Origin of the sequence: Pseudomonas sp. PI1 (assembly GCF_000812405.1) — a bacterium.
Classification (GTDB): Bacteria; Pseudomonadota; Gammaproteobacteria; order Pseudomonadales; family Pseudomonadaceae; genus Pseudomonas; species Pseudomonas citronellolis.
In genome coordinates, this window is the sequence record NZ_JWMC01000074.1 from 67,199 (window position 1) to 87,625 (window position 20,427).

At 64.1% G+C, this 20,427-nt stretch carries 23 protein-coding genes and 3 tRNA genes; 19 read left to right on the forward strand and 7 right to left on the reverse strand.

Annotation, left to right across the window (positions count from 1 at the left end):
* Positions 1-81 precede the first annotated feature (81 nt).
* The 4 genes from RN02_RS23445 (at position 82) to RN02_RS23460 (ending at position 3,042) form a co-directional block, all read left to right on the forward strand.
* Complete coding sequence (locus tag RN02_RS23445) at positions 82-600, forward strand: hypothetical protein (RefSeq protein WP_152623807.1); 519 nt, start codon at positions 82-84, stop codon at positions 598-600.
* A gap of 134 nt (positions 601-734) precedes the next feature.
* The gene (locus RN02_RS23450) at positions 735-1,130 is read left to right on the forward strand and encodes a PA2779 family protein (RefSeq protein WP_009616989.1); all 396 of its coding nucleotides are present in this window, start codon (positions 735-737) and stop codon (positions 1,128-1,130) included.
* Positions 1,127-2,083: a PA2778 family cysteine peptidase gene (locus RN02_RS23455; RefSeq protein WP_082033870.1), complete on the forward strand. Its 957-nt coding sequence runs from the start codon at positions 1,127-1,129 to the stop codon at positions 2,081-2,083. Before RN02_RS23450 ends, RN02_RS23455 begins: the two co-directional genes overlap by 4 nt.
* Before the next feature lie 77 nt (positions 2,084-2,160).
* Positions 2,161-3,042 (forward strand): formate/nitrite transporter family protein, encoded by an 882-nt coding sequence (locus RN02_RS23460; protein ID WP_009616993.1) that lies wholly within the window; start codon positions 2,161-2,163, stop codon positions 3,040-3,042.
* Between the two features lie 28 nt (positions 3,043-3,070).
* Here RN02_RS23460 and RN02_RS23465 read toward each other — a convergent pair whose 3' ends face one another.
* The gene (locus RN02_RS23465) at positions 3,071-4,354 is read right to left on the reverse strand and encodes an NAD(P)/FAD-dependent oxidoreductase (protein ID WP_009616995.1); all 1,284 of its coding nucleotides are present in this window, start codon (positions 4,352-4,354) and stop codon (positions 3,071-3,073) included.
* Positions 4,355-4,538: 184 nt separating this feature from the next.
* On the opposite strand from RN02_RS23465, the gene RN02_RS23470 reads away from it, so the two are divergent.
* Both RN02_RS23470 and RN02_RS23475 read left to right on the forward strand, forming a co-directional pair.
* Positions 4,539-4,615, forward strand: a tRNA-Val gene (locus RN02_RS23470).
* A gap of 55 nt (positions 4,616-4,670) precedes the next feature.
* Positions 4,671-4,747 (forward strand) — tRNA-Val (locus RN02_RS23475).
* A 290-nt stretch (positions 4,748-5,037) separates the two neighbouring features.
* Here RN02_RS23475 and RN02_RS34010 read toward each other — a convergent pair.
* Positions 5,038-5,187 (reverse strand): hypothetical protein, encoded by a 150-nt coding sequence (locus RN02_RS34010; protein WP_162839902.1) that lies wholly within the window; start codon positions 5,185-5,187, stop codon positions 5,038-5,040.
* 120 nt (positions 5,188-5,307) lie between these two features.
* Positions 5,308-5,547 carry a hypothetical protein gene (locus RN02_RS33435; RefSeq protein WP_152623808.1) on the reverse strand — a complete coding sequence of 80 codons (240 nt, stop codon included), beginning with the start codon at positions 5,545-5,547 and terminating at the stop codon, positions 5,308-5,310.
* 169 nt (positions 5,548-5,716) lie between these two features.
* On the opposite strand from RN02_RS33435, the gene RN02_RS23480 reads away from it, so the two are divergent.
* Positions 5,717-6,244, forward strand: a complete 528-nt coding sequence (locus tag RN02_RS23480) for a DUF4946 domain-containing protein (protein WP_043317256.1) — start codon at positions 5,717-5,719, stop codon at positions 6,242-6,244.
* Positions 6,245-6,298: 54 nt separating this feature from the next.
* Here RN02_RS23480 and RN02_RS23485 read toward each other — a convergent pair whose 3' ends face one another.
* Positions 6,299-6,523: a hypothetical protein gene (locus RN02_RS23485; protein ID WP_009617001.1), complete on the reverse strand. Its 225-nt coding sequence runs from the start codon at positions 6,521-6,523 to the stop codon at positions 6,299-6,301.
* A gap of 432 nt (positions 6,524-6,955) precedes the next feature.
* Positions 6,956-7,324: a histone-like nucleoid-structuring protein, MvaT/MvaU family gene (locus tag RN02_RS23490; protein WP_009617003.1), complete on the reverse strand. Its 369-nt coding sequence runs from the start codon at positions 7,322-7,324 to the stop codon at positions 6,956-6,958.
* A 287-nt stretch (positions 7,325-7,611) separates the two neighbouring features.
* Between RN02_RS23490 and RN02_RS23495 the strand changes: the two genes are divergently transcribed.
* The 12 genes from RN02_RS23495 to RN02_RS23555 all read left to right on the forward strand — a co-directional run bounded on the left by RN02_RS23495 (position 7,612) and on the right by RN02_RS23555 (position 18,362).
* Entirely contained in the window at positions 7,612-8,445 is an 834-nt protein-coding gene (locus RN02_RS23495; RefSeq protein WP_009617005.1) for an alpha/beta fold hydrolase, read from the forward strand.
* Between the two features lie 224 nt (positions 8,446-8,669).
* The gene (gene thrS, locus RN02_RS23500; RefSeq protein ID WP_043270648.1) at positions 8,670-10,592 is read left to right on the forward strand and encodes a threonine--tRNA ligase; all 1,923 of its coding nucleotides are present in this window, start codon (positions 8,670-8,672) and stop codon (positions 10,590-10,592) included.
* Entirely contained in the window at positions 10,592-11,143 is a 552-nt protein-coding gene (gene infC / locus RN02_RS23505; protein ID WP_173427906.1) for a translation initiation factor IF-3, read from the forward strand. The genes thrS and infC overlap by 1 nt, the downstream gene beginning before the upstream one ends.
* 60 nt (positions 11,144-11,203) lie before the next feature.
* A complete protein-coding gene (gene rpmI / locus RN02_RS23510) occupies positions 11,204-11,398 on the forward strand; it encodes a 50S ribosomal protein L35 (protein WP_009617012.1) in 195 nt (64 codons plus the stop codon).
* A gap of 21 nt (positions 11,399-11,419) precedes the next feature.
* On the forward strand, positions 11,420-11,776 hold the full coding sequence (gene rplT / locus RN02_RS23515) for a 50S ribosomal protein L20 (protein WP_003099086.1): 357 nt from the start codon (positions 11,420-11,422) through the stop codon (positions 11,774-11,776).
* Between the two features lie 296 nt (positions 11,777-12,072).
* A complete protein-coding gene (gene pheS, locus RN02_RS23520) occupies positions 12,073-13,089 on the forward strand; it encodes a phenylalanine--tRNA ligase subunit alpha (protein WP_009617022.1) in 1,017 nt (338 codons plus the stop codon).
* A gap of 37 nt (positions 13,090-13,126) precedes the next feature.
* Entirely contained in the window at positions 13,127-15,505 is a 2,379-nt protein-coding gene (gene pheT / locus RN02_RS23525) for a phenylalanine--tRNA ligase subunit beta (protein ID WP_043317258.1), read from the forward strand.
* A 3-nt stretch (positions 15,506-15,508) separates the two neighbouring features.
* Entirely contained in the window at positions 15,509-15,811 is a 303-nt protein-coding gene (gene ihfA, locus RN02_RS23530) for an integration host factor subunit alpha (RefSeq protein ID WP_003090661.1), read from the forward strand.
* Entirely contained in the window at positions 15,792-16,148 is a 357-nt protein-coding gene (locus RN02_RS23535; RefSeq protein WP_009617038.1) for a MerR family transcriptional regulator, read from the forward strand. Before ihfA ends, RN02_RS23535 begins: the two co-directional genes overlap by 20 nt.
* A gap of 85 nt (positions 16,149-16,233) precedes the next feature.
* A tRNA-Pro gene (locus tag RN02_RS23540) sits at positions 16,234-16,310 on the forward strand.
* A gap of 667 nt (positions 16,311-16,977) precedes the next feature.
* Complete coding sequence (locus tag RN02_RS34015; RefSeq protein WP_043317260.1) at positions 16,978-17,313, forward strand: hypothetical protein; 336 nt, start codon at positions 16,978-16,980, stop codon at positions 17,311-17,313.
* 455 nt (positions 17,314-17,768) lie between these two features.
* Entirely contained in the window at positions 17,769-18,362 is a 594-nt protein-coding gene (locus tag RN02_RS23555; protein ID WP_082033871.1) for an SDR family oxidoreductase, read from the forward strand.
* Between the two features lie 50 nt (positions 18,363-18,412).
* Here RN02_RS23555 and RN02_RS23560 read toward each other — a convergent pair whose 3' ends face one another.
* Positions 18,413-19,390, reverse strand: a complete 978-nt coding sequence (locus tag RN02_RS23560) for an alpha/beta fold hydrolase (RefSeq protein ID WP_043317265.1) — start codon at positions 19,388-19,390, stop codon at positions 18,413-18,415.
* 593 nt (positions 19,391-19,983) lie between these two features.
* On the reverse strand, positions 19,984-20,178 hold the full coding sequence (locus RN02_RS33440; RefSeq protein WP_135499831.1) for a hypothetical protein: 195 nt from the start codon (positions 20,176-20,178) through the stop codon (positions 19,984-19,986).
* Positions 20,179-20,427 lie beyond the last annotated feature (249 nt).

Sequence of the window (20,427 nt, forward strand, 5' to 3'; positions counted from 1 at the left end):
TCCTGCTTGGCAACTGACGGGGCTTTCCGTCAGCCGCAGGCTTTCCCTAGAATCACTCGGCCGATGTGCTGCGAGGCTGATGTGAGCGAGAGTCGACTGCGAATTCCACTGGGCGATTGCTGCCTGGTTTGCGAGGGTTTCCGCCAGCGGGTGGCGGGGCGGCCGTCGCTGGAAGTCGACGGCGATCTGCTCTGGGCCCTGGAGCACAGCAGCTGGCAGCCGCTGGCGGTGACGCTGGAACCGCTGGCCGACGGCGCCCGGGTCCGCCCGCTGCCCCTGGAGCGCCAGTCTGCCTTCGATGCGCAGCGGGCGCTGGACTGGCGCGACGACGAGGTGCGGATCGCCTGCCTGCCCGAGGTGCGCGACCCCCGGGCGCTGCTCGACTGGTGCCGGGCGCGCTGGCCGGGGGCGGCCTTCGGCGCGCAGGCGCTCGATGCCCAGGCCTATGCCTGGGGCCGCCTGCTGCGCCTGGACTGCCGGCGCGCCGGGCTGGCCGTGGCCGGCCACGAGCATTTCCTGTTGCCCCATGCCTACCCTTGCGTGTACCTCGGCCACCTGGCCCTGGACTGGCGACGCTTGCGCTTCGAACCAAACGCCTGACGCCGTGATCTGAACAGAAGGTGCCTCGTTCGGCGACGGCGCCCGGGCTTTGCTTGTGCAACCGTGCTTGGCGGCGCGGAACCTCCGGCTTTCCCCGGCGGTCTGCTAGCGCGTCAAAGTGGAGGAGACCCAGAATGACAATCACAAAACGGGTAAGGCGCCTGGCGGCCGTGCTGGTGCTGGCGCAGTTGGGCGTGGTGGCCGAGGTGCCTTTGGCGCAGGCGGCGATGGTGGGCACCGGCGAGGTGCTGCAGGCGCAACAGCAGCACGTCGACCGCGAACAGCTGCTGCGCATGCTCGATGACCAGGGCGTGCAGAAGAAGCTGCAATCCATGGGCGTCGAGCGCAGCCAGGTCGAGCAACGCATCAAGAGCCTGTCCAACGAGGAGCTGGCGCAGTTCAACCAGCAGCTGGATCAGGCGCCGGCCGGTGGCATCATCGGCATCATCATTCTGTTCCTGCTGATCTTCATCATCACCGACATGCTCTGCATCACGCATATCTTCACCTTCGTGCGGTGCCAGCGTTGAGGCACGCCGCCGCTGCCGTGGCCCTGGCCGCGCTGCTGCTCGGCGGCTGCGCCACGGCGCCGCGGCTGCCGGCGGAGGTCGACGCGCTGCCACGGCGCGTCGAGCTTTCCGAAGTGCAGTTCTTCCCACAGCAGCAATACCAGTGCGGCCCGGCGGCGCTCGCCACCGTGCTCAACCAGCGCGGCGTGCGGGTGACGCCGAACCAGTTGAAGGAGCGGGTGTTCCTGCCGCAGCGCCAGGGCAGCCTGCAGGTCGAGCTGGTGGCCGCGGCGCGCGAGCGGGGCCTGATGGTCTACCCGCTGCGCCCGCGCCTGGAGGACGTGCTCAAGGAAGTGGCCGCCGGCAACCCGGTGCTGGTGCTGCAGAACAACGGCCTGGACTGGTTGCCGATGTGGCACTACGCCGTGGTGGTCGGCTACGACCGCGACCGCCACGAACTGGTGCTGCGCTCCGGCATCACCCAGCGCCTGGTGATCGACTTCACCGCGTTCGACGTCACCTGGCGGCGCAGCGGACGCTGGGCGGTGCTGACGCTGCCGGCCGACCGGCTGCCGGCCAGCGTCGAACCGACGCGCTGGCTGCGCGCGGCCCACGACCTGGAGGAAACCGGGCAACAGGCCCTGGCCGACCAGGCCTACCGCACCGCCACCCGGGCCTGGCCGCAGGAGCCGCTGGGCTGGTTCGCCCTGGCCAACGCCCGCTACGCCGCCGGCGACCTGGGCGAGGCCGAAGCGGCACTGCGCCACAGCGTGGCCGCGCGGCCGGATTTCGCCGCCGCCTGGTACAACCTGGCCAACGTCATGGCCGAGCGCGGCTGCGCCGAGCAGGCCCGCGCCCCGGCGAGCTGCGCGCACCAGCTGGCGCCGACGGATGCGCGTTTCCTCCAGGCGCCCCAGGCGGCACCGGTGGCTGCCGGGCAATGCAGCGCCGCGCCGGCCTGCCCCGTGCGCTGAGGCGTAGCGGGGCATTTTCTTTGAACCGCTGCGCTTGATCGCCGGCCTAAGTTGCATCCCTTGATGAGGTGCAAGCCATGGCCAGCGACAAGCAGCAGCCGGCACGCGATGCCGCCGGCAAGGGCGATACCGCGGACGATCTTTCCGCCGAGGAGCGCCGCAAGGTCGAGAAGGCCCAGCCACCCCGGGCGCTGGTGCTGCATGAGGTGATCCGCCTGCAGGGCAACCACGAGCTGGAGCGCACCCTGGCGGCGCTCTGGTGGTCGGCCCTGGCCGCCGGGCTGACCATCGGCCTGTCGCTGATGGCCATGGGACTGTTCCGCGCCAAGCTGCCGGAGCACGACAGCGCGGCCATCGTCACCAGCCTGGGCTACCCGGTGGGCTTTCTCGCCATCATCCTCGCCCGCCAGCAGCTGTTCACCGAGAACACCCTCACCGCGGTGCTGCCGCTGATGAGCGAGCCGACCCTGCGCAAGGCTGGGCAGTTGTTGCGGCTATGGGGCGTGGTGTTGCTGGGCAACGTCGTCGGCGCGCTGCTGTTCGCCTACGCCATGCTGCACCTGCCGATCTTCGATGCGAAGACCGACCAGGCCTTCCTCGAGATCGGCCGCGAAGTCATGGAGAACGACGGCTGGCAGATGTTCTCCCGCGGCATCGTCTCCGGCTGGATGATCGCCACCATGGTCTGGCTGGTGCCGGCGGCGGAGAGCGCCAAGGTGTGGATCATCATCCTGGTCACCTACCTGATGTCGCTGGGCAGCTTCAGCCACATCGTGGTCGGCACCTGCGAGGTCGGCTACCTGATGTGGGCCGGCGAGCTGGGCTGGAAGGCCTTCCTGCTGGACTTCGCGCTGCCGACGCTGGCCGGCAACATCGTCGGCGGCAGCCTGATCTTCGCCCTGATCAGCCACGCGCAGATCCGCAGCGACAGCGGCGCGCCAACGAAAACGGCGCCCTAGGGCGCCGTTTCGTCGTTCGCAGGGCGGGTTACACGCCCAGCTTGTCGCGCAGGTTGTAGTACCAGGCGCCGATCGCGGAGAACGGCACCTGGAACATGCGCCCGCCCGGGAAGGGGTAGTGCGGCAGGTCGGCGAAGGCGTCGAAACGCTCGGCCTGGCCGCGCAGGGCTTCGGCCAGCACCTTGCCGGCCAGGTGCGTGTAGGTGACGCCGTGGCCGCTGCAACCCTGGGAGTAGTAGATGTTGTCGCCGATCCGGCCGACCTGCGGCAGGCGCGAGAGGGTCAGCAGGAAGTTGCCGGTCCAGGCGAAGTCGATCTTCACGTTCTTCAGCTGCGGGAACACCTTGAGCATCTTCGGACGGATGATCGCCTCGATGTTCGACGGATCGCGGGCACCGTAGACCACGCCGCCGCCGAAGATCAGGCGCTTGTCGCTGGTCAGGCGGTAGTAGTCGAGCAGGTAGTTGCAGTCCTCGACGCAGTAGTCCTGGGGCAGCAGGGTCTTGGCCAGCTCGTCGCCCAGCGGCTCGGTGGTGATCACCTGGGTGCCGCAGGGCATGGACTTGGAGGCCAGCTCAGGGACCAGGCCGCCGAGGTAGGCGTTGCCGGCGACCACCACGAACTTGGCCTTCACCCGGCCTTGCGGGGTGTGCACCACCGGGTTGGCGCCACGCTCGATCTTCACCGCCGGGGACTGCTCGTGGATCACCCCGCCGAGGGATTCCACCGCCGCGGCTTCGCCCAGGGCGAGGTTCAGCGGGTGGATGTGGCCGCCGCTCATGTCGAGCATGCCGCCGACGTAGCTGTCGGTGGCCACGACTTCGCGGATGCGCTTGGCGTCCATCAGCTCCAGCTGGGTGTGGCCGAAGCGCTCCCAGAGCTTCTTCTGCGACTCCAGGTGGCCCATCTGCTTGGCGCTGAGGGCGGCGAACACGCCACCGTCCTTCAGGTCGCACTGGATGTCGTACTTGGCGATGCGCTCGCGAATGATGCGGCCGCCCTCGAAGGCCATCTGGCCGAGCAGTTGCGCCTGCTTCGGGCCGACGGTGCGTTCGATGACGTCGATGTCGCGGCTGTAGCTGTTGACGATCTGGCCACCGTTGCGGCCGGATGCGCCGAAGCCGACCTTGGCGGCTTCCAGCACGGTCACCTTGAAGCCGTTCTCCAGCAGGAAGAGGGCGGTGGACAGGCCGGTGTAGCCCGCGCCGATGATGCACACGTCGGTTTCGGTCTCGCCCTTGAGTTCGGGGCGCGCAGGGACCGGATTGGCCGAGGCTGCATAGTAGGAAGTGGGATAAGAAGTGTGCGGCATATTGCACCTGTGTTTGTTATTTTTTACGAGATGGGCTGATGCTACCCGAGTCGAAATCACTCGGCTAGTGGCCGTGCAAAATTTTTTACGCAAGGACGAACATAAAAAAATTCCCTTTTTCAGGGGGTTAGCGAAAAAATGCTTGACGGTTCAACGCCTTCGCGTAAAATGCGCCCCCATCGCTAGGCACATAGCTCAGTTGGTTAGAGCACCACCTTGACATGGTGGGGGTCGTTGGTTCGAGTCCAATTGTGCCTACCAAATTCCCGCTTCGGCGGTAGCGAGAGGGCGATCTTAAGCGGTCGCCCTTTTCTTTAGGCACATAGCTCAGCTGGTTAGAGCACCACCTTGACATGGTGGGGGTCGTTGGTTCGAGTCCAATTGTGCCTACCAATTCACCGCTTCGGCGGTAGCAGAAAGGGCGATCCGAGAGGGTCGCCCTTTTTGTTTGCGCGCGATTTGGGCTGATCGCGGACGGAGTCCGCTCCTGCCGCATGAGCGAGCATGGCTTTTCGTAGGATGGTGTTGAGCGAAGCGATACCCATCAGCGCAACCGCATGGGTTTCGCAAGCTCAACCCATCCTACGAAAAGCACCTCGGCGCGGCCCGCAGGGAAGCGCGGGCGTAGGAGCGGACTCCGTCCGCGATTGGATTCACCGGCCGCGCCGGGCGCCCCTGCGTGCTCAGCGGCGCTCGAAGCCGGGCCCGCCGCCATGGCCGCCACCGCCATGCCCGCCGCCTCCCGGCCCACCGAAGGGCGGGAAGAACGGCCAGCAGCCGGAGAGCGAGACGAGGGCGAGCAGCAGGGCGACTTTGGTCAATCTGGAAAGCATGGCGACACCAGGGTTGGAAAAATGGGCGCAAAGTAGACACGCCCGCACCGCGGGTGTCCCGAGAAACCTGGTATCGGCAGGGTAAGGTTTGTATCGGCGCCGATGCGTTCGTCCGGCGGCTCAGGCGGCGCTGGCGCTGTGCCTGAGGCCGGGGATCAGGGCGCGCAGCGCAGGGCGGGGCAGTGGACGGCCGGTGAAGTAGCCCTGCGCCAGGTGGCGGCCGGGTGCCGCTCCGGGGTGGCGACGATCGGCTGGTAGGTCAGGGGCGGTTCGCCGAATTGCAGCGCGCGGCTGGGTGTTCACCACGCAGAGCACGCCCAGGGCGCGGCCACTGGTGTCCTTGGATTTTTCGCTGCGCATCACGTATTCCCTCGTGGGCGTTGTCGGTCCCTGGCGTTGCGGGCGCATCGAGCGACGAATTGCCGGCCGGGGTTCAGCAGCCAATCGACGGCAATCGGTGTAGTTTGTCCGGCAAAAGTGCGGTGGCGTTTCGTGGCTACTGCGGGTCGGGAAGTGCGGGAGGCGTGGCATGAGTGGTGGGTGGGGCCGGGGGCTCGGGGTGTTTCTGCTGTGCGCGGCGAGTGGGTTGGCAATGGCCGCCGGGCTGGCGGAATGGCCGGAGGGCTGGCAGGTGACGCGTTCGCCCGAGGCGCCGGACGACGCTGCGGCGCTGCGCCGCGAGCGCGGCGTCAAGCTGGCGGCGGATGGCTCCCAGGCGCTGGTGGTGGAAATCACCCGCAGCCGCCTGGCCGAGGTGAAGGATGTGGATCTGCAGCGGGTGATCCTGCAGATGCGCAAGTCGCTGCAGGTCGACTTCCTGCGCCAGGGCTTCCAGGCGGCCTGCAGCAAGCCGCGGCAAGCTTCCCTTGGGGGCTTGGACGGCCTGGAGCTGGTCTGCTCGATCAGCCAGAACGGCAACGAGGCCATGAAGCAGGGTGTGCAGGTGGCGCTGGGCAAGGAGGCGGCCTATTCGCTGACCTATGCCGCGCCGGCGGCGGATTGCCCGCAGCGACTTGCCGAGGTGGCGGCGCTCAAGGCTGGCCTGCGCCTGGAGTGAGCGGGCCGGAAATGAAAAAGCCCCGCATTCGCGGGGCTTTTCGTCGGGTGCCGGTCAGGCGGCCAGGGTGCTCTGCACGCGGGCGATGACGGCCTGCAGCGGCTCTGCGGCCTGGTACTGCTGCGGATAGAGCCGTTCGCTATGGCAGGCGACGCCGTATTCGTCCACCAGGGCGAAGCTGAAGCTGTCTTTGCGCGGTGCCAGGATGATGCAGTTGAGCGGGGCGAAAGCTGCCTTGAGGGTGCCGATCGCCTCCTGGATCTGAGTGCTTTTTTTCATATTGTCTTTCTTCCAAATAGTCACGGTCTTATGACCGCGTGAAACGTAAAAAACTCCGGTCGAACGCAGAATGCGTGATATCCATGACCGGAATGTGGCAGCGAATGAAAACTCGAAGAGGTCTTTCGAGGGCGCCATGGCGGGAGAATACGCCAACCCCCGAAGTTCGGGCTTGCCAAATATGTAAGGACGATTTGCTGCGCCTTGAGGGGCGCGCTGGATGCGCCTGCCAGTGACTGGCTGCTGGCCGTGGCCCTGTGTGTCCCGGCTGCTGCGCCCTGGTTGGGGTGGGCGGCGACGGGAGGGGCGACCTGAAGTTCATGACTCGCGGGCAGCATTATCCGGATGCTGGGCGGGTCTTTCAAGTGCGGATCGTCAGAGGATGTTTCCGAGGAGCTTCCCGCGGCGGCGTCGGCCGCCGCGGGGCGGGCATCACTTCTGCAGCCAGGACTCCACGGTCTCGGCGCCGTACTGCTGTTTCCAGGCCTTCAGGGTCTTGTGGTTGCCACCCTTGGTTTCCACCACTTCGCCGTTGTTCGGGTTCTTGTACACCTTCAGCTGGCGGCTGCGGCGCGGGGCGCTGGCGGCCGGCGCGGCGGCGGCGTTGTTGGCGGTGCCCTGCGGGTCGAGGATGTCGATGACGTTGCGCAGGTTCATGCCGTATTCGTCCATCAGGGCCTGCAGCTGATCCTTGAATTCCAGTTCCTTCTTCAGGGAGCTGTCGTTCTTCAGCTTTTCCAGCAGGGCCAGTTGTTCTTTGAGCAGGCGTTCGGCTTCACGGAATTCCGCGAGTTTGGACATGTTTGCACTCCAGGGCAGGTCATTCCGAAACGGATATCGGTGCGCAGCTATTCGGCGACCATTGTGTTCGGAAAGTTATGTGGGCGGCGAATTATTAATTTAAATAAGCGGGCGATGCAATAATTAATCTTCGATAAGGTGTTTTTCACGGCATTGCAAAGGTCCTTCCGAATGTATGGCTTTATCGCCATGCCGCGAATCGCGGATAATCGCCTCCCATCAACTAGATGGCGGTTCGCCATGGGGATCGCCGATATCTTGCGTGCGCCATGGCATAGGGGATGTAGATGCTTTCGAATGTCCAGTCGTATTCACTCAATGGACATGAACTGGCCTGCCTGGTGGAAGGGGAGGGGGTGCCGCTGGTATTGGTGCACGGCTCGCTTTGCGATTACCGCTACTGGCAATGGCAATTGCGCGGTTTGGGCGAGCGCTATCGTCTGCTGGCGCCCAGTCTTCGACATTATTATCCGCAGCGCTGGAATGGCGAGGGCGCGGACTTCACTACCGCGCAACATGTCGAGGACCTGCTCGCGCTGATCGACATGCAGGGCGAGCCGGTCCACCTGCTGGGGCATTCGCGCGGCGGCAATATCTGCCTGCGCCTGGCGCTGGAGGCGCCCGGGCGCCTGCGTTCGCTGGTGCTGTGCGACCCCGGCGGGGATTTCGCCGCCGACCTGTTCCAGGCGGCCGGCGTGCCCGTGCCGGCGGCGCCGGCCGAGCGCAACCGTTTCCGCGAGCAGGCGCTGCAACTGATCCGCCAGGGCGAGGTCGAGGCGGGCCTGGAGCTGTTCGTCGACACCGTCAGCGGGCCTGGGATCTGGCGGCGTTCCTCGCGGCACTTCCGCGACATGGCCACCGATAACGCCATGACGCTGATCGGCCAGGTCGCCGATCGGCCGGAGCCGCTCGGGCGCGCGCGCCTGGCCACGCTGGCGGCGCCGACCCTGCTGCTGCGCGGCGAACTCAGTCCCGAGCCCTTCCCGCAGGTGGTCCAGGCCCTGGCGCAGACGTTGCCGGACGTGCGCAGCAGCGTCATCGCCGGCGCTTCCCACGGCATGAACGCCACGCGCCCGGCCGCTTTCAATCGCGCCGTGCTGGAGTTCATCGACGCGCACTGATGCCGCTCGTCAGTTGCCTCCACATGCAGTACCATGGCGACCTGCCCCGCTCGTCGGGGCTTCGTTCGTTTTTTCTTCCAGTGATCTCCGTCCGCGCGCGCAAGCGCAGGGTGCCGAAAAGGCGCCTGCCACTGTGAGGCAGGCCTGCCCGGCGGGCGACGCTTACTGGCACATCCCAACCCATGTGGCCTTTCGTAGGGGTCACCACTAGGAGAGGAGGCGCCATGCCCATCATTACTCTTCCCGACGGTAGTCAGCGGTCCTTCGATCACCCGGTCAGCGTGGCCGAGGTGGCGCAATCCATTGGCGCGGGCCTGGCCAAGGCCACCGTGGCCGGCAAGGTCAACGGCAAGCTGGTCGATGCTTGCGACAAGATCGAACACGACGCGACCCTGCAGATCATCACCCCGAAGGACGAGGAAGGGCTGGAAATCATCCGCCACTCCTGCGCGCACCTGGTCGGCCACGCGGTCAAGCAGCTGTACCCGAGCGCGAAGATGGTCATCGGCCCGGTAATCGACGAAGGCTTCTATTACGACATCTCCTTCGAGCGCCCCTTCACCCCTGAAGACATGGCGGCGATCGAGAAGCGCATGGCCGAGCTGATCGACAAGGACTACGACGTCATCAAGAAGATGACCCCGCGTGCCGAAGTCATCGAGGTGTTCAAGTCCCGCGGCGAGGACTACAAGCTGCGCCTGGTCGAGGATATGCCCGACGAGAAGGCGATGGGCCTGTACTACCACGAAGAGTACGTGGACATGTGCCGCGGCCCGCACGTGCCCAACACCCGCTTCCTCAAGGCCTTCAAGCTGACCAAGATTTCCGGCGCCTACTGGCGCGGCGACTCGAAGAACGAGCAGCTGCAGCGCATCTACGGCACCGCCTGGGCCGACAAGAAGCAGCTGGCCGCCTACGTCCAGCGCATCGAAGAGGCCGAGAAGCGCGACCACCGCCGCATCGGCAAGCAGCTGGACCTGTTCCACCTGCAGGAGGAAGCGCCGGGCATGGTGTTCTGGCACCCCAACGGCTGGACCGTCTACCAGGTGCTCGAGCAGTACATGCGCAAGGTGCAGCGCGAGCACGGCTACGTCGAGGTGCGCACCCCGCAGGTGGTCGACCGCATCCTCTGGGAGCGTTCGGGCCACTGGTCGAACTACGCCGAGAACATGTTCACCACTTCGTCGGAAAGTCGCGACTTCGCGGTCAAGCCGATGAACTGCCCGTGCCACGTGCAGATCTTCAACCAGGGCCTGAAGTCCTATCGCGACCTGCCGCTGCGCCTGGCCGAGTTCGGCGCCTGCCACCGCAACGAGCCTTCGGGCGCGCTGCACGGCATCATGCGCGTGCGCGGCTTCACCCAGGACGACGCGCACATCTTCTGCACCGAGGACCAGGTGAAGAAGGAAGCGGCCGACTTCATCAAGCTGACCCTGCAGGTCTACGCCGACTTCGGCTTCTCCGACATCTCCATGAAGCTGTCCACCCGTCCGGCCAAGCGCGTGGGCTCCGAAGAGCTGTGGGATCGCGCCGAAGGCGCGCTGGCGGACGCTCTGAACGAATCCGGCCTGGAGTGGGAATACCAGCCGGGCGAGGGCGCCTTCTACGGCCCGAAGATCGAGTTCACCCTGAAGGACTGCCTGGGCCGTAACTGGCAGTGCGGCACCCTGCAGTACGACCCGAACCTGCCGGAGCGCCTGGACGCCAGCTACATCGCCGAAGACAACAACCGCAAGCGCCCGGTCATGCTGCACCGCGCCATCCTCGGTTCCTTCGAGCGCTTCATCGGCATGCTGATCGAGCACTACGCCGGCCTGTTCCCGGCCTGGCTGGCGCCGACCCAGGCGGTGGTCATGAACATCACCGACAAGCAGGCCGATTTCGCCGAGGAAGTGGTCCGTACGCTCGAGGAAAGCGGATTCCGTGCCAAGTCCGACTTGAGAAACGAGAAAATCGGCTTTAAAATCCGCGAGCATACTTTGCTCAAGGTTCCCTATCTCCTGGTTATTGGAGACAGGGAGGTTGAATCGAAGGCCGTCGCCGTACGTACGCGCGAAGGGGAAGACCTCGGCTCGATGCCGCTTTCCCAGTTCGTCGAGCTGTTGACTCGGGCGGTTTCCCGGCGTGGTCGCCAAGACTCGGAGTAATCATTATTAAGCGTGAAATGAGGCAGGATAAGCGGGCTCTCCCGAAACCACCGATCAACGAGAACATCACCGCACGCGAAGTGCGTCTGATCGGTGCCGACGGTCAGCAGATCGGCGTAGTGACCCTTGATGAGGCGCTGCGCCACGCCGACGAGGCCAAGCTGGACCTGGTTGAAATCTCTGCCGATGCGGCGCCTCCTGTCTGCCGCATCATGGATTACGGCAAGCACCTGTTCGAGAAGAAGAAGCAGGCGGCTGCGGCGAAGAAAAACCAGCACCAGCAACAGATCAAAGAAATCAAGTTTCGTCCAGGGACGGAAGAAGGGGATTACCAGGTAAAACTACGCAACCTGGTACGTTTCCTTAGTGAAGGGGACAAGGCCAAGGTATCCCTGCGATTCCGTGGTCGTGAGATGGCCCACCAGGAGCTGGGCATGGAGCTGTTGAAGCGGGTCGAGACCGACCTCGCCGAATACGGCACCGTGGAACAGCATCCTAAGCTGGAAGGACGCCAGCTGATGATGGTCATCGCTCCCAAGAAGCGTAAATAACCTCCCGGGCACTGGCAGGCCTGATGGTTATCAGTTGTTAACGAATGCGGAGTACCAAACATGCCAAAGATGAAAACCAAGAGTGGCGCCAAGAAGCGCTTCAAAGTGACTGCTGGTGGCATCAAGCACAAGCACGCTTTCAAGAGCCACATCCTGACCAAAATGACCACCAAGCGTAAGCGTCAGCTGCGCGGCACCTCGATGCTCGCTGCTTCCGACGTTCGCCGTGTAGAACGCTCCCTGCGTCTGCGTTGATTTCTGGTAGAGGATAGATAAATGGCTCGTGTTAAGCGTGGCGTGATTGCCCGTCGTCGTCACAAGAAGATTCTGAAACTCGCCAAAGGCTACTACGGCGCGCGTTCCCGCGTGTTCCGCGTCGCCAAGCAGGCGGTGATCAAGGCTGGCCAATACGCCTACCGTGACCGTCGTCAGCGCAAGCGTCAGTTCCGCGCCCTGTGGATCGCCCGTATCAACGCTGGTGCTCGTCAGAACGGTCTGTCCTACAGCCGTCTGATCGCCGGCCTGAAAAAGGCGGCCATCGAGATCGACCGTAAGGTCCTGGCCGATCTGGCTGTGAACGAAAAAGCGGCGTTTACCGCGATTGTCGAAAAAGCGAAGGCAAGCTTGGCTTAAGCCCCAAGAGCTTGGTCACGATCTCGCGAGCTAGAGCAGAACAAGGCGCAACGACCAACGGGAGTAACAGCCGAAGGCTGGCCCGAAGGGCGAGCGCAGCGAGTCAAACAGGCGAGGGAGCGCAGTTTAGTCCGCTAAATGAGCATCACTCGCCTGTTTTTAACGCAGTTATGCCGACGCGCAGCAGATCGTGGACAGGTTCTGAGACAATCACCGGATCTCGATCCGGGACGTAACGTCACCGATAGGGGAAGAGCCTAACCGCTCTTCCCCTATTTCGTATCTGGAGTTGGTACATGGAAAACCTGGACGCGCTGGTCTCCCAAGCCCTGGAGGCTGTGCGACATACCGAAGACGTCAATGCCCTGGAACAGATCCGGGTTCACTATCTCGGCAAGAAAGGCGAGCTGACCCAGGTGATGAAGACCCTGGGCGACCTGCCGGCCGAGGAGCGCCCCAAGGTGGGTGCGCTGATCAACGTTGCCAAGGAAAAGGTCCAGGAGGCGCTCAACGCCCGCAAGACCGACCTGGAAGGCGCCGCGCTGGCGGCGAAGCTGGCGGCCGAGCGCGTCGACGTGACCCTGCCGGGCCGCGGCCAGACCTCCGGTGGCCTGCATCCGGTGACCCGTACCAAGGAACGCATCGAGCAATGCTTCACCCGCATCGGCTATGAAGTGGCCGAGGGCCCGGAAGTCGAAGACGACTACCACAACTTCGAAGCGCTCAACATCCCCGGCCACCACCCGGCGCGGGCGATGCACGACACCTTCTACTTCAACGCGAACATGCTGCTGCGCACCCATACCTCGCCGGTACAGGTGCGCACCATGGAGAGCCAGCGCCCGCCGATCCGCATCGTCTGCCCCGGCCGCGTGTACCGCTGCGACTCCGACCTGACCCACTCGCCGATGTTCCACCAGGTCGAAGGCCTGCTGATCGACGAAGACGTCAGCTTCGCCGACCTCAAGGGCACCATCGAGGAGTTCCTGCGCGCCTTCTTCGAGAAGGAGTTCTCGGTGCGCTTCCGCCCGTCGTTCTTCCCCTTCACCGAGCCTTCGGCGGAAGTCGACATCCAGTGCGTGCTGTGCAGCGGCAAGGGCTGCCGCGTGTGCAAGCAGACCGGCTGGCTGGAAGTCATGGGCTGCGGCATGGTGCACCCCAACGTGCTGCGCATGTCCGGCATCGACCCGGAGAAATACCAGGGCTTCGCCTTCGGCATGGGCATCGAACGCCTGGCCATGCTGCGCTACGGCGTCAACGACTTGCGCCTGTTCTTCGACAACGACCTGCGCTTCCTCGGGCAATTCCGCTAGGCCGCGTGCGACGTCAACGAATTCTTAGGAGAGCAGGATGAAATTCAGTGAACAATGGCTGCGGAGCTGGGTGAATCCGCAGGTTTCCCGCGACGAGCTGGTGGCTCGTCTGTCCATGGCCGGCCTCGAGGTCGATGCCGTGATCCCCGTCGCCGGCGCCTTCAGCGGCGTGGTGGTGGGCGAGGTGCTGAGCACCGAACAACACCCGGACGCCGACAAGCTGCGCGTCTGCCAGGTCAGCAACGGCAGCGAGACCTTCCAGGTCGTCTGCGGCGCGCCCAACGTGCGCCCGGGCCTGAAGATCCCCTTCGCCATGATCGGCGCCGAACTGCCGGGCGACTTCAAGATCAAGAAGGCCAAGCTGCGCGGCGTCGAGTCCAACGGCATGCTGTGCTCGGCCAAAGAGCTGGAAATCAGCGACGACAACGCCGGCCTGATGGAACTGGCTGCCGACGCCCCGGTGGGCGCGAGCATCCGCGACTACCTGGAGCTGGACGACGCCTCCATCGAAATCGGCCTGACCCCCAACCGCGGCGACTGCCTGTCGCTGACCGGCCTGGCCCGCGAAGTGGGCGCGCTGTACTCGGCGCCGGTCACTTTCGTCGATGTGCAGCCGGTCGCCCCCGGCATCGATGACGTCCGTCCCATCGAGTTGCTGGCGCCGAATGCCTGCCCGCGCTATTTGGGTCGCGTCATCCGCAACGTCGACCTGAGCAAGCCGACGCCGCTGTGGATGGTCGAGCGCCTGCGCCGTTCCGACATCCGCAGCATCGACGCCGCAGTGGACATCACCAACTACGTGATGCTGGAGCTGGGCCAGCCGATGCATGCCTTCGACCTCGACGAGATCAAGGGCGGCATCCGCGTGCGCATGGCCGAAGAGGGCGAGAAGCTGGTGCTGCTGGACGGCCAGGAAGTCGCCCTGCGTACCGACACCCTGGTCATCGCCGACCACGAACGCGCCCTGGCCATGGCCGGCGTGATGGGCGGCGAGCACAGCGGCGTCAGCGCCAAGACCCGCGACCTGTTCCTGGAAAGTGCCTTCTTCGACAACATCGCTGTTGCCGGCAAGGCTCGTTCCTACGGCCTGCACACCGACGCCTCGCACCGCTACGAGCGTGGCGTGGACTTCCAACTGGCCCGCCGCGCCATGGAGCGCGCCACCGAACTGCTGCTGCAGATCGTCGGCGGCGAAGCCGGTCCGGTGGTCGAGCAGGTCAGCCAGGCACACCTGCCCAAGGTCGAGCCGGTGGTGCTGCGCATCGAGCGCGTCACCCAGATGCTCGGCATGGAAATGGACGCTGCGGAAATCGAGCGCCTGCTCACCGCGCTGGAGTTCCAGGTGCAAGCCGATGGGGAAGGGCGCTGGAAGGTCGGCGTGCCGAGCCACCGCTTCGACGTTTCCCTGGAAGTCGACCTGATCGAGGAGCTGGGCCGCCTGTACGGCTACAACCGCCTGCCGGTGCGCTACCCGCAGGCGCGCCTGGCGCCCAACACCAAGTCGGAAACCCAGGCCGAGCTGCCGGCGCTGCGCCGCCTGCTGGTCGCCCGCGACTACCAGGAAGCCATCACCTACAGCTTCATCGATCCCAAGCTGTTCGAACTGTTCAGCCCGGGCGTGCAGCCGCTGATGCTGGCCAACCCGATCTCCGCCGACATGGCCGCCATGCGCGCCTCGCTGTGGCCGGGCCTGGTCAAGGCACTGCAGCACAACCTGAACCGCCAGCAGACCCGCGTGCGCCTGTTCGAGAGCGGCCTGCGCTTCGTCGGCCAGCTCGAGGGCCTGCAGCAGGAAAACATGCTGGCCGGCGTCATCTGCGGCAGCCGCGAGCCAGAAGGCTGGAGCAACGTGCGCGAAGGCGTCGACTTCTTCGACATCAAGGCCGACGTCGAAGCGCTGCTGGCCAGCGCCAGCGCCGCCGATGCCTTCGCCTTCGTCCCCGGCGAACACCCGGCGCTGCACCCGGGCCAGACCGCCCGTGTCGAGCGCGATGGCGAACCGGTCGGCTACGTCGGCGCCCTGCACCCGGAACTGGCCAAGGCTCTGGACCTGGATCGTCCGGTCTACCTGTTCGAGCTGGTACTGGGCGAACTGGTCCGCGGCCGCCTGCCGAAGTTCAGCGAACTGTCGCGTTTCCCCGAGGTGCGCCGCGACCTGGCGCTGGTGGTCAACCGCGATATTCCAGCCGAATCCGTCCTGTCGACCATCCGCGAAGAGGCCGGCGAATTCCTGACCGACCTCAGGCTGTTTGATGTCTATCAGGGTAAAGGTATTGATCCGCTTGGAAAAAGCTTGGCCGTCGGCTTGACCTGGCAGCATCCATCACGCACTCTTAACGATGACGAGGTGAACGCGACTACGCAGAAAATCGTCGCCTCGCTGGAGCAAAGGTTCAACGCCACGTTAAGGAAGTAGCGTATGGGGGCTCTGACGAAAGCTGAGATTGCCGAACGTCTGTATGAAGAGCTGGGCCTGAACAAACGGGAAGCCAAGGAACTGGTGGAACTCTTCTTCGAAGAGATCCGCCAGGCGCTGGAGCACAACGAACAGGTGAAACTGTCCGGTTTCGGCAATTTCGACCTGCGCGACAAACGCCAGCGCCCGGGTCGCAACCCGAAGACGGGAGAGGAAATCCCGATCACGGCTCGCCGCGTCGTCACCTTTCGTCCAGGCCAGAAACTGAAAGCCAGGGTTGAGGCTTATGCTGGAACCAAGTCATAACGACGAACTGCCCCCCATTCCGGGCAAGCGCTACTTCACCATCGGTGAAGTGAGCGACTTGTGCGCAGTGAAACCGCACGTGCTGCGGTATTGGGAACAGGAGTTCCCGCAGCTCAACCCGGTCAAGCGCCGCGGCAACCGCCGGTACTATCAGCGCCAGGACGTGCTGATGATCCGCCAGATCCGCGCGCTCCTGTACGACCAAGGCTTCACCATCGGCGGGGCGCGCCAGCGCCTCTCCGGCGACGAAGCCCGCGAAGACATCACCCAGTACAAGCAACTCATCCGCCAGATGATCGCGGAACTGGAAGACGTTCTTCACGTGCTGCGCAAGTAGCTGAAAAAAATGAAAAAAGTGCTTTGCCGAAAGAAAACCTTACGGTATAGTGCGATCCGCCAACCGGGCAACCGGAAGGCAACGTCGGGGCGTAGCGCAGCCTGGTAGCGCACTTGCATGGGGTGCAAGGGGTCGAGTGTTCGAATCACTCCGTCCCGACCAAAAATCCCTAGAAAATCCAGTCACTTAGCGGTGACTGGATTTTTTTATGCCCGGCGGTTTTGTGGGGCTCGGGAATTTTGCCCCACTTTTTGCCCCACCGGAAAATACAGAGATTCCTGCGCCTTCTTTCAGTCATGGAGAAGGGGAGGTGGCGCATCCTCTGGATACAGGCTTAGGTTGGGCATCCAAGGCCTAGTGGTAATGCTTGGGAGGGGCTGGTTGCGTCCAGCAGCAGGCTAGGCGAGCAAGGTGCATAGCGCCATCGCGCAGGTTGCAGGCCCGCATGCAGGAGCTGCCCCCCGTTCCGTCGTCATTTGCACCCCGTTCTGCTGTGAGCTGCACCCCGTGGCATCCACGGGGTGCATCAGGTTCACCCCGTTCATTTTGACGGGGTGCAGGGGACTCACCCCGCTCCATGACGAGGTCGTAGCAGACTGGAACATGGTCCCGGCGGGTGATGTAGGCAGCGGCAATCGCCTAGTTGCCCGGCACGATGATGCCCAGGTCCTCCAACAGGCGGAGCTTGGTCTGTACGGTGCGCTCGGACAGAGCGTGCCGCGCGCCTCTGCGATGCGGCCCTGCACCTTGCTCGACACGCTAGGGCCTTTCTATTCACGCAGTGCCAGGGCTGGCGAAGCCTGGGGACATTCGTATGAGGAATCAAATCATGACTGAGCCGGCCTCGACTGCAGTTGGCGGGATCGCGCTCTACAAGCTCGGCGTCCTTGGTTTCTTCGCTTTCCTGGCCGTCATCCTAGTGATGGCAATGGCCCTGCCGAAGACGGTGCGGGAGTACGACACCATGCTCACCGGCATGGGCGCGCGGCGTCACCGGCTCCCCCCAGGTATCAGTTTCGGAGTCCTTCCGCCTCACGTAGATCTTATGGCTCAGTTGGCCATCGAACGGGATCGATATCACTTGTTCGTGGTCGTCAACCGGTGCTGCAGTGCCGGAGATTTTTTCTCCTTGGTACGATTCCAGATGTCAGTTATATCTTTCTGATCCATGTGACCTCCTTGGTCATGCGTCGCGCCAGGACGGCGCTGGAACCCCTGGCTGATGGTGTAGGAGCCTGGCCAGGGTTTCCGGAGGATAAGGGAGGATGTCGTGATGATGGCGATATGATTTCGCCCAATTGGATGTGATGTCATGGTGACATTAGATTCGAGCCGGGATCAGTCTGAAAAAGGAGATGTCATGAGCGGATCTGGGAAGCAATGGTTCACTGCGAAGTATCGGCGCCAGAAACCCGGGCAGGCTTCTGCCTACACTGGAGCGAAGCAGTTCTTTGTCTACTCGCAACAAGAGGCCAATACAGCGCTTAAGGCCGAGCTAACAGCACAGTATCCCGGTGACGTGATTACGGTGTCGGCACGCTGAAAAGCCGACTGCCTAGTGATTCCGAGATCGAAAGCCTAGCCATGCTGGGCTTTTTCGTTTCAGAGGCATCTTGAAAATTGCAGAGCGCTTCCCGTCAGTTGTGGTGCCAGTCTCGGCGGCCGGCAGCTCGCTCGGTTCCGCCGGCAGAAGCCAGTACTCGTCCGCTAGGTCGAGTACTGGCGCGGCCAGTTGCAGCTGACGCTCGGGTTGACCAAGTCGATGAAAGCCAGTTCGACGAACAGTTCGACATCAATGTCAAAGGCGTCTTCTACACCATCCAGAAAGCGCTGCCGCTGCTGCGTGATGGCGGTTCCATCGTGCTGGTGTTGTCCATCGCCCACCTGAAGGCACTGGAGGCCCACGTGTTCTATGCGGCGACCAACGCGGCGGCGCGCTCATTCGCTCGCCGTTGGGTGGCTGAACTCAAGGGCTGGAACATCCGCGTCAACTGCCTGAGCCCCGGCCCGCTGCTGACGCCGATCATCGGCAAGATGGGGATTGGCGAGGCGCAGTTCGGCGCGTTCGAAAAACGGCTGGCTGGGCTGATTCCGCTCGGCCGTCTCGGCCACCCGGAAGAGTTGGCGAACGCAGCGCTGTTCCTTGTATCGGGCGACAGCAGCTTCACCACCGGCGTCGACCTGTGCATCGATGGCGGGCTGTCGCAGCTCTGAACGGAAAAGGGCCAGGAGCTTTACGCGCCGGGCCTTGTGTTCTACCGGTTTCAGCTTTTGATGAAGGCCAGCAGGTCAGCGTTGATGGTGTCTGTGTGGGTCGTGCACATGCCGTGGGGCAGGCCAGGGTAGGTCTTCAGGATGCCGTGCCGCAGCAACTTGATGGACAGGCGTGCGGAGTCGTCGATGGGAACGATCTGGTCGTCTTCCCCGTGCAGCACCAGAGTCGGCACGTCGATCTGTTTCAGGTCCTCGGTGAAGTCGGTTTCCGAGAAGGCCGTGATGCAGTCGTAATGGGCCTTGGCACCGCCGTTCATGCCCTGGCGCCACCAGTTGTCGATCACCACTTCGGAGACCTTGGCGCCCGGCCGGTTGAAGCCGTAGAAGGGCCCCGCCGCCACCTCGCGGTAGAAGTTCGAACGGCTGGCGGCGAGCGCCTCGCGGAAGCCATCGAACACCTTCAGTGGCAGACCGCCGGGGTTTTTCTTGGTGCGCAGCATGATCGGAGGCACGGCGCTGATCAGCACTGCCTTGGCGACGCGCCCGGCACCATGGCGTGCGACATAGCGCGCGACCTCGCCACCGCCGGTGGAGTGGCCGATGTGCACGGCGTTCTTCAGGTCCAGGTGCGCTACCAGTTCTGCCAGGTCGGCGGCGTAGGTGTCCATGTCGTTGCCCTGCGCTGTCTGCGAGGAGCGCCCATGGCCACGACGGTCATGGGAGATCACGCGGTAGCCCTTGGCGAGGAAGAACAGCATCTGGCTGTCCCAGTCATCCCCTGAGAGCGGCCAGCCGTGATGGAACACGATGGGTTGCCCGCTGCCCCAATCCTTGTAGAACAACTGGGTGCCGTCGCGCAGGGTGAGGTAGCCCGATCCTTGCTCCTTGCGGCGCGCACCCGTTACGGTCGGGGCCTGGGCAGCGCTCGCCTGGCCCGCAAGCATGGGGACGGCAACCGCCAGTGTCGCGGCTGCTACGCCGGCGCTCATCAGGGCGCGGCGGGTGGTTCCTTGGATCTCGTCGGTCATGGTGAAAGCTCTCGTCAGGGTACCGCTCGCGCGGCGAATGGGGGCCGGCCCGCTCCGGGCTCGAAGCGACCTTGCGGTCGCTAGGAAGGTCGGATTTCCGGTAGGCAAACCCTATTCGCTGGCCGGGGACTCTCTCCATCGTCCATGGGTATCGCATCACCACACCTAAGTTTCGCGGAGAGCCGGGGGCGTTCGATTCCTACCGAGATAGCTTCGACCTGTTCCAGCGCACCCGCTCCAGCCAGAAGCCCCTGCAAGTCGTGGAGGGCGCGACCCATTACGACCTGTACGGCCCCAGGCCCGGTCGCCGCTGCCCTGGAGCAGTTGGTGCCTTTCTTTAAGGCGCACCTGTGACGGGGCATCCGTCGCAGACTGCTGGCGAGTGAAGCTTCCACTGCTGGTGCGTCTACTGCAGTTGGTAGCGCACGGACTGTTGGCACTACACCGGTACCATGGGCTGTTAGCCCTTGAAGGTGAGGCAGGGTTTTCTTTTGTGTGCGCTGGATGGGGTTGCGGGGGGAGGAGGAAGGGAGGATGGTAGGAATGCCAATACGCCCGAGCCCTGGCGGAATTCTTCTTCCATTGTTCGGTCGTCAGCCGAGGACGGTATGGACGACGAACGCTTCACCCGTGGGCTGAATATTGCAACGTGCTGCCTGAGCATGGCGGTTGATGATCTGTTGGCGGAAGAGTTCCAGTGTGATTCCGTCAGTGTCACGCACCGCCTGAGCGAGATTCGTCGCAGCGTCGAAAGCTGCGCGATGATCCTGCGGGCGTTGCAGGCGCATCGCAAGAGTTCTCCCTGCTTCGGGAAACTATCCAGCCCAGCGCTTGCTTCGGGGCGGTTCATCCAACTTGGCCCCCGGGGGTACGGTTCCAGCCTTGTCTGGCCTGCTTTCCCACGCATACGTCGATCCCATGCCTAGGCCGGCATGATGCGGGGTACCTGCCGAATTCGGATGGCCGTGGCGATGACGTAAGTGCGCCAGCGCACCGACATTGCCAGGCAAGGCCGCCACCCTGGCGAATGGACTGGC

Bases quoted from the DNA above. Each gene is read 5' to 3' on its own strand.
- ihfA (WP_003090661.1), top strand. From the start codon at position 15,509: ATGGGGGCTCTGACGAAAGCTGAGATTGCCGAACGTCTGTATGAAGAG.
- RN02_RS23495 (WP_009617005.1), top strand. From the start codon at position 7,612: ATGCTTTCGAATGTCCAGTCGTATTCACTCAATGGACATGAACTGGCC.
- RN02_RS23560 (WP_043317265.1), bottom strand. From the start codon at position 19,390: ATGACCGACGAGATCCAAGGAACCACCCGCCGCGCCCTGATGAGCGCC.
- rplT (WP_003099086.1), top strand. From the start codon at position 11,420: ATGGCTCGTGTTAAGCGTGGCGTGATTGCCCGTCGTCGTCACAAGAAG.
- RN02_RS23480 (WP_043317256.1), top strand. From the start codon at position 5,717: ATGAGTGGTGGGTGGGGCCGGGGGCTCGGGGTGTTTCTGCTGTGCGCG.
- rpmI (WP_009617012.1), top strand. From the start codon at position 11,204: ATGCCAAAGATGAAAACCAAGAGTGGCGCCAAGAAGCGCTTCAAAGTG.
- thrS (WP_043270648.1), top strand. From the start codon at position 8,670: ATGCCCATCATTACTCTTCCCGACGGTAGTCAGCGGTCCTTCGATCAC.
- pheS (WP_009617022.1), top strand. From the start codon at position 12,073: ATGGAAAACCTGGACGCGCTGGTCTCCCAAGCCCTGGAGGCTGTGCGA.
- RN02_RS34015 (WP_043317260.1), top strand. From the start codon at position 16,978: ATGACTGAGCCGGCCTCGACTGCAGTTGGCGGGATCGCGCTCTACAAG.
- RN02_RS23465 (WP_009616995.1), bottom strand. From the start codon at position 4,354: ATGCCGCACACTTCTTATCCCACTTCCTACTATGCAGCCTCGGCCAAT.
- RN02_RS33440 (WP_135499831.1), bottom strand. From the start codon at position 20,178: ATGCGCCTGCAACGCCCGCAGGATCATCGCGCAGCTTTCGACGCTGCG.
- RN02_RS23535 (WP_009617038.1), top strand. From the start codon at position 15,792: ATGCTGGAACCAAGTCATAACGACGAACTGCCCCCCATTCCGGGCAAG.
- RN02_RS23490 (WP_009617003.1), bottom strand. From the start codon at position 7,324: ATGTCCAAACTCGCGGAATTCCGTGAAGCCGAACGCCTGCTCAAAGAA.
- RN02_RS23460 (WP_009616993.1), top strand. From the start codon at position 2,161: ATGGCCAGCGACAAGCAGCAGCCGGCACGCGATGCCGCCGGCAAGGGC.
- RN02_RS34010 (WP_162839902.1), bottom strand. From the start codon at position 5,187: ATGCTTTCCAGATTGACCAAAGTCGCCCTGCTGCTCGCCCTCGTCTCG.
- RN02_RS33435 (WP_152623808.1), bottom strand. From the start codon at position 5,547: ATGCGCAGCGAAAAATCCAAGGACACCAGTGGCCGCGCCCTGGGCGTG.
- RN02_RS23450 (WP_009616989.1), top strand. From the start codon at position 735: ATGACAATCACAAAACGGGTAAGGCGCCTGGCGGCCGTGCTGGTGCTG.
- pheT (WP_043317258.1), top strand. From the start codon at position 13,127: ATGAAATTCAGTGAACAATGGCTGCGGAGCTGGGTGAATCCGCAGGTT.
- RN02_RS23485 (WP_009617001.1), bottom strand. From the start codon at position 6,523: ATGAAAAAAAGCACTCAGATCCAGGAGGCGATCGGCACCCTCAAGGCA.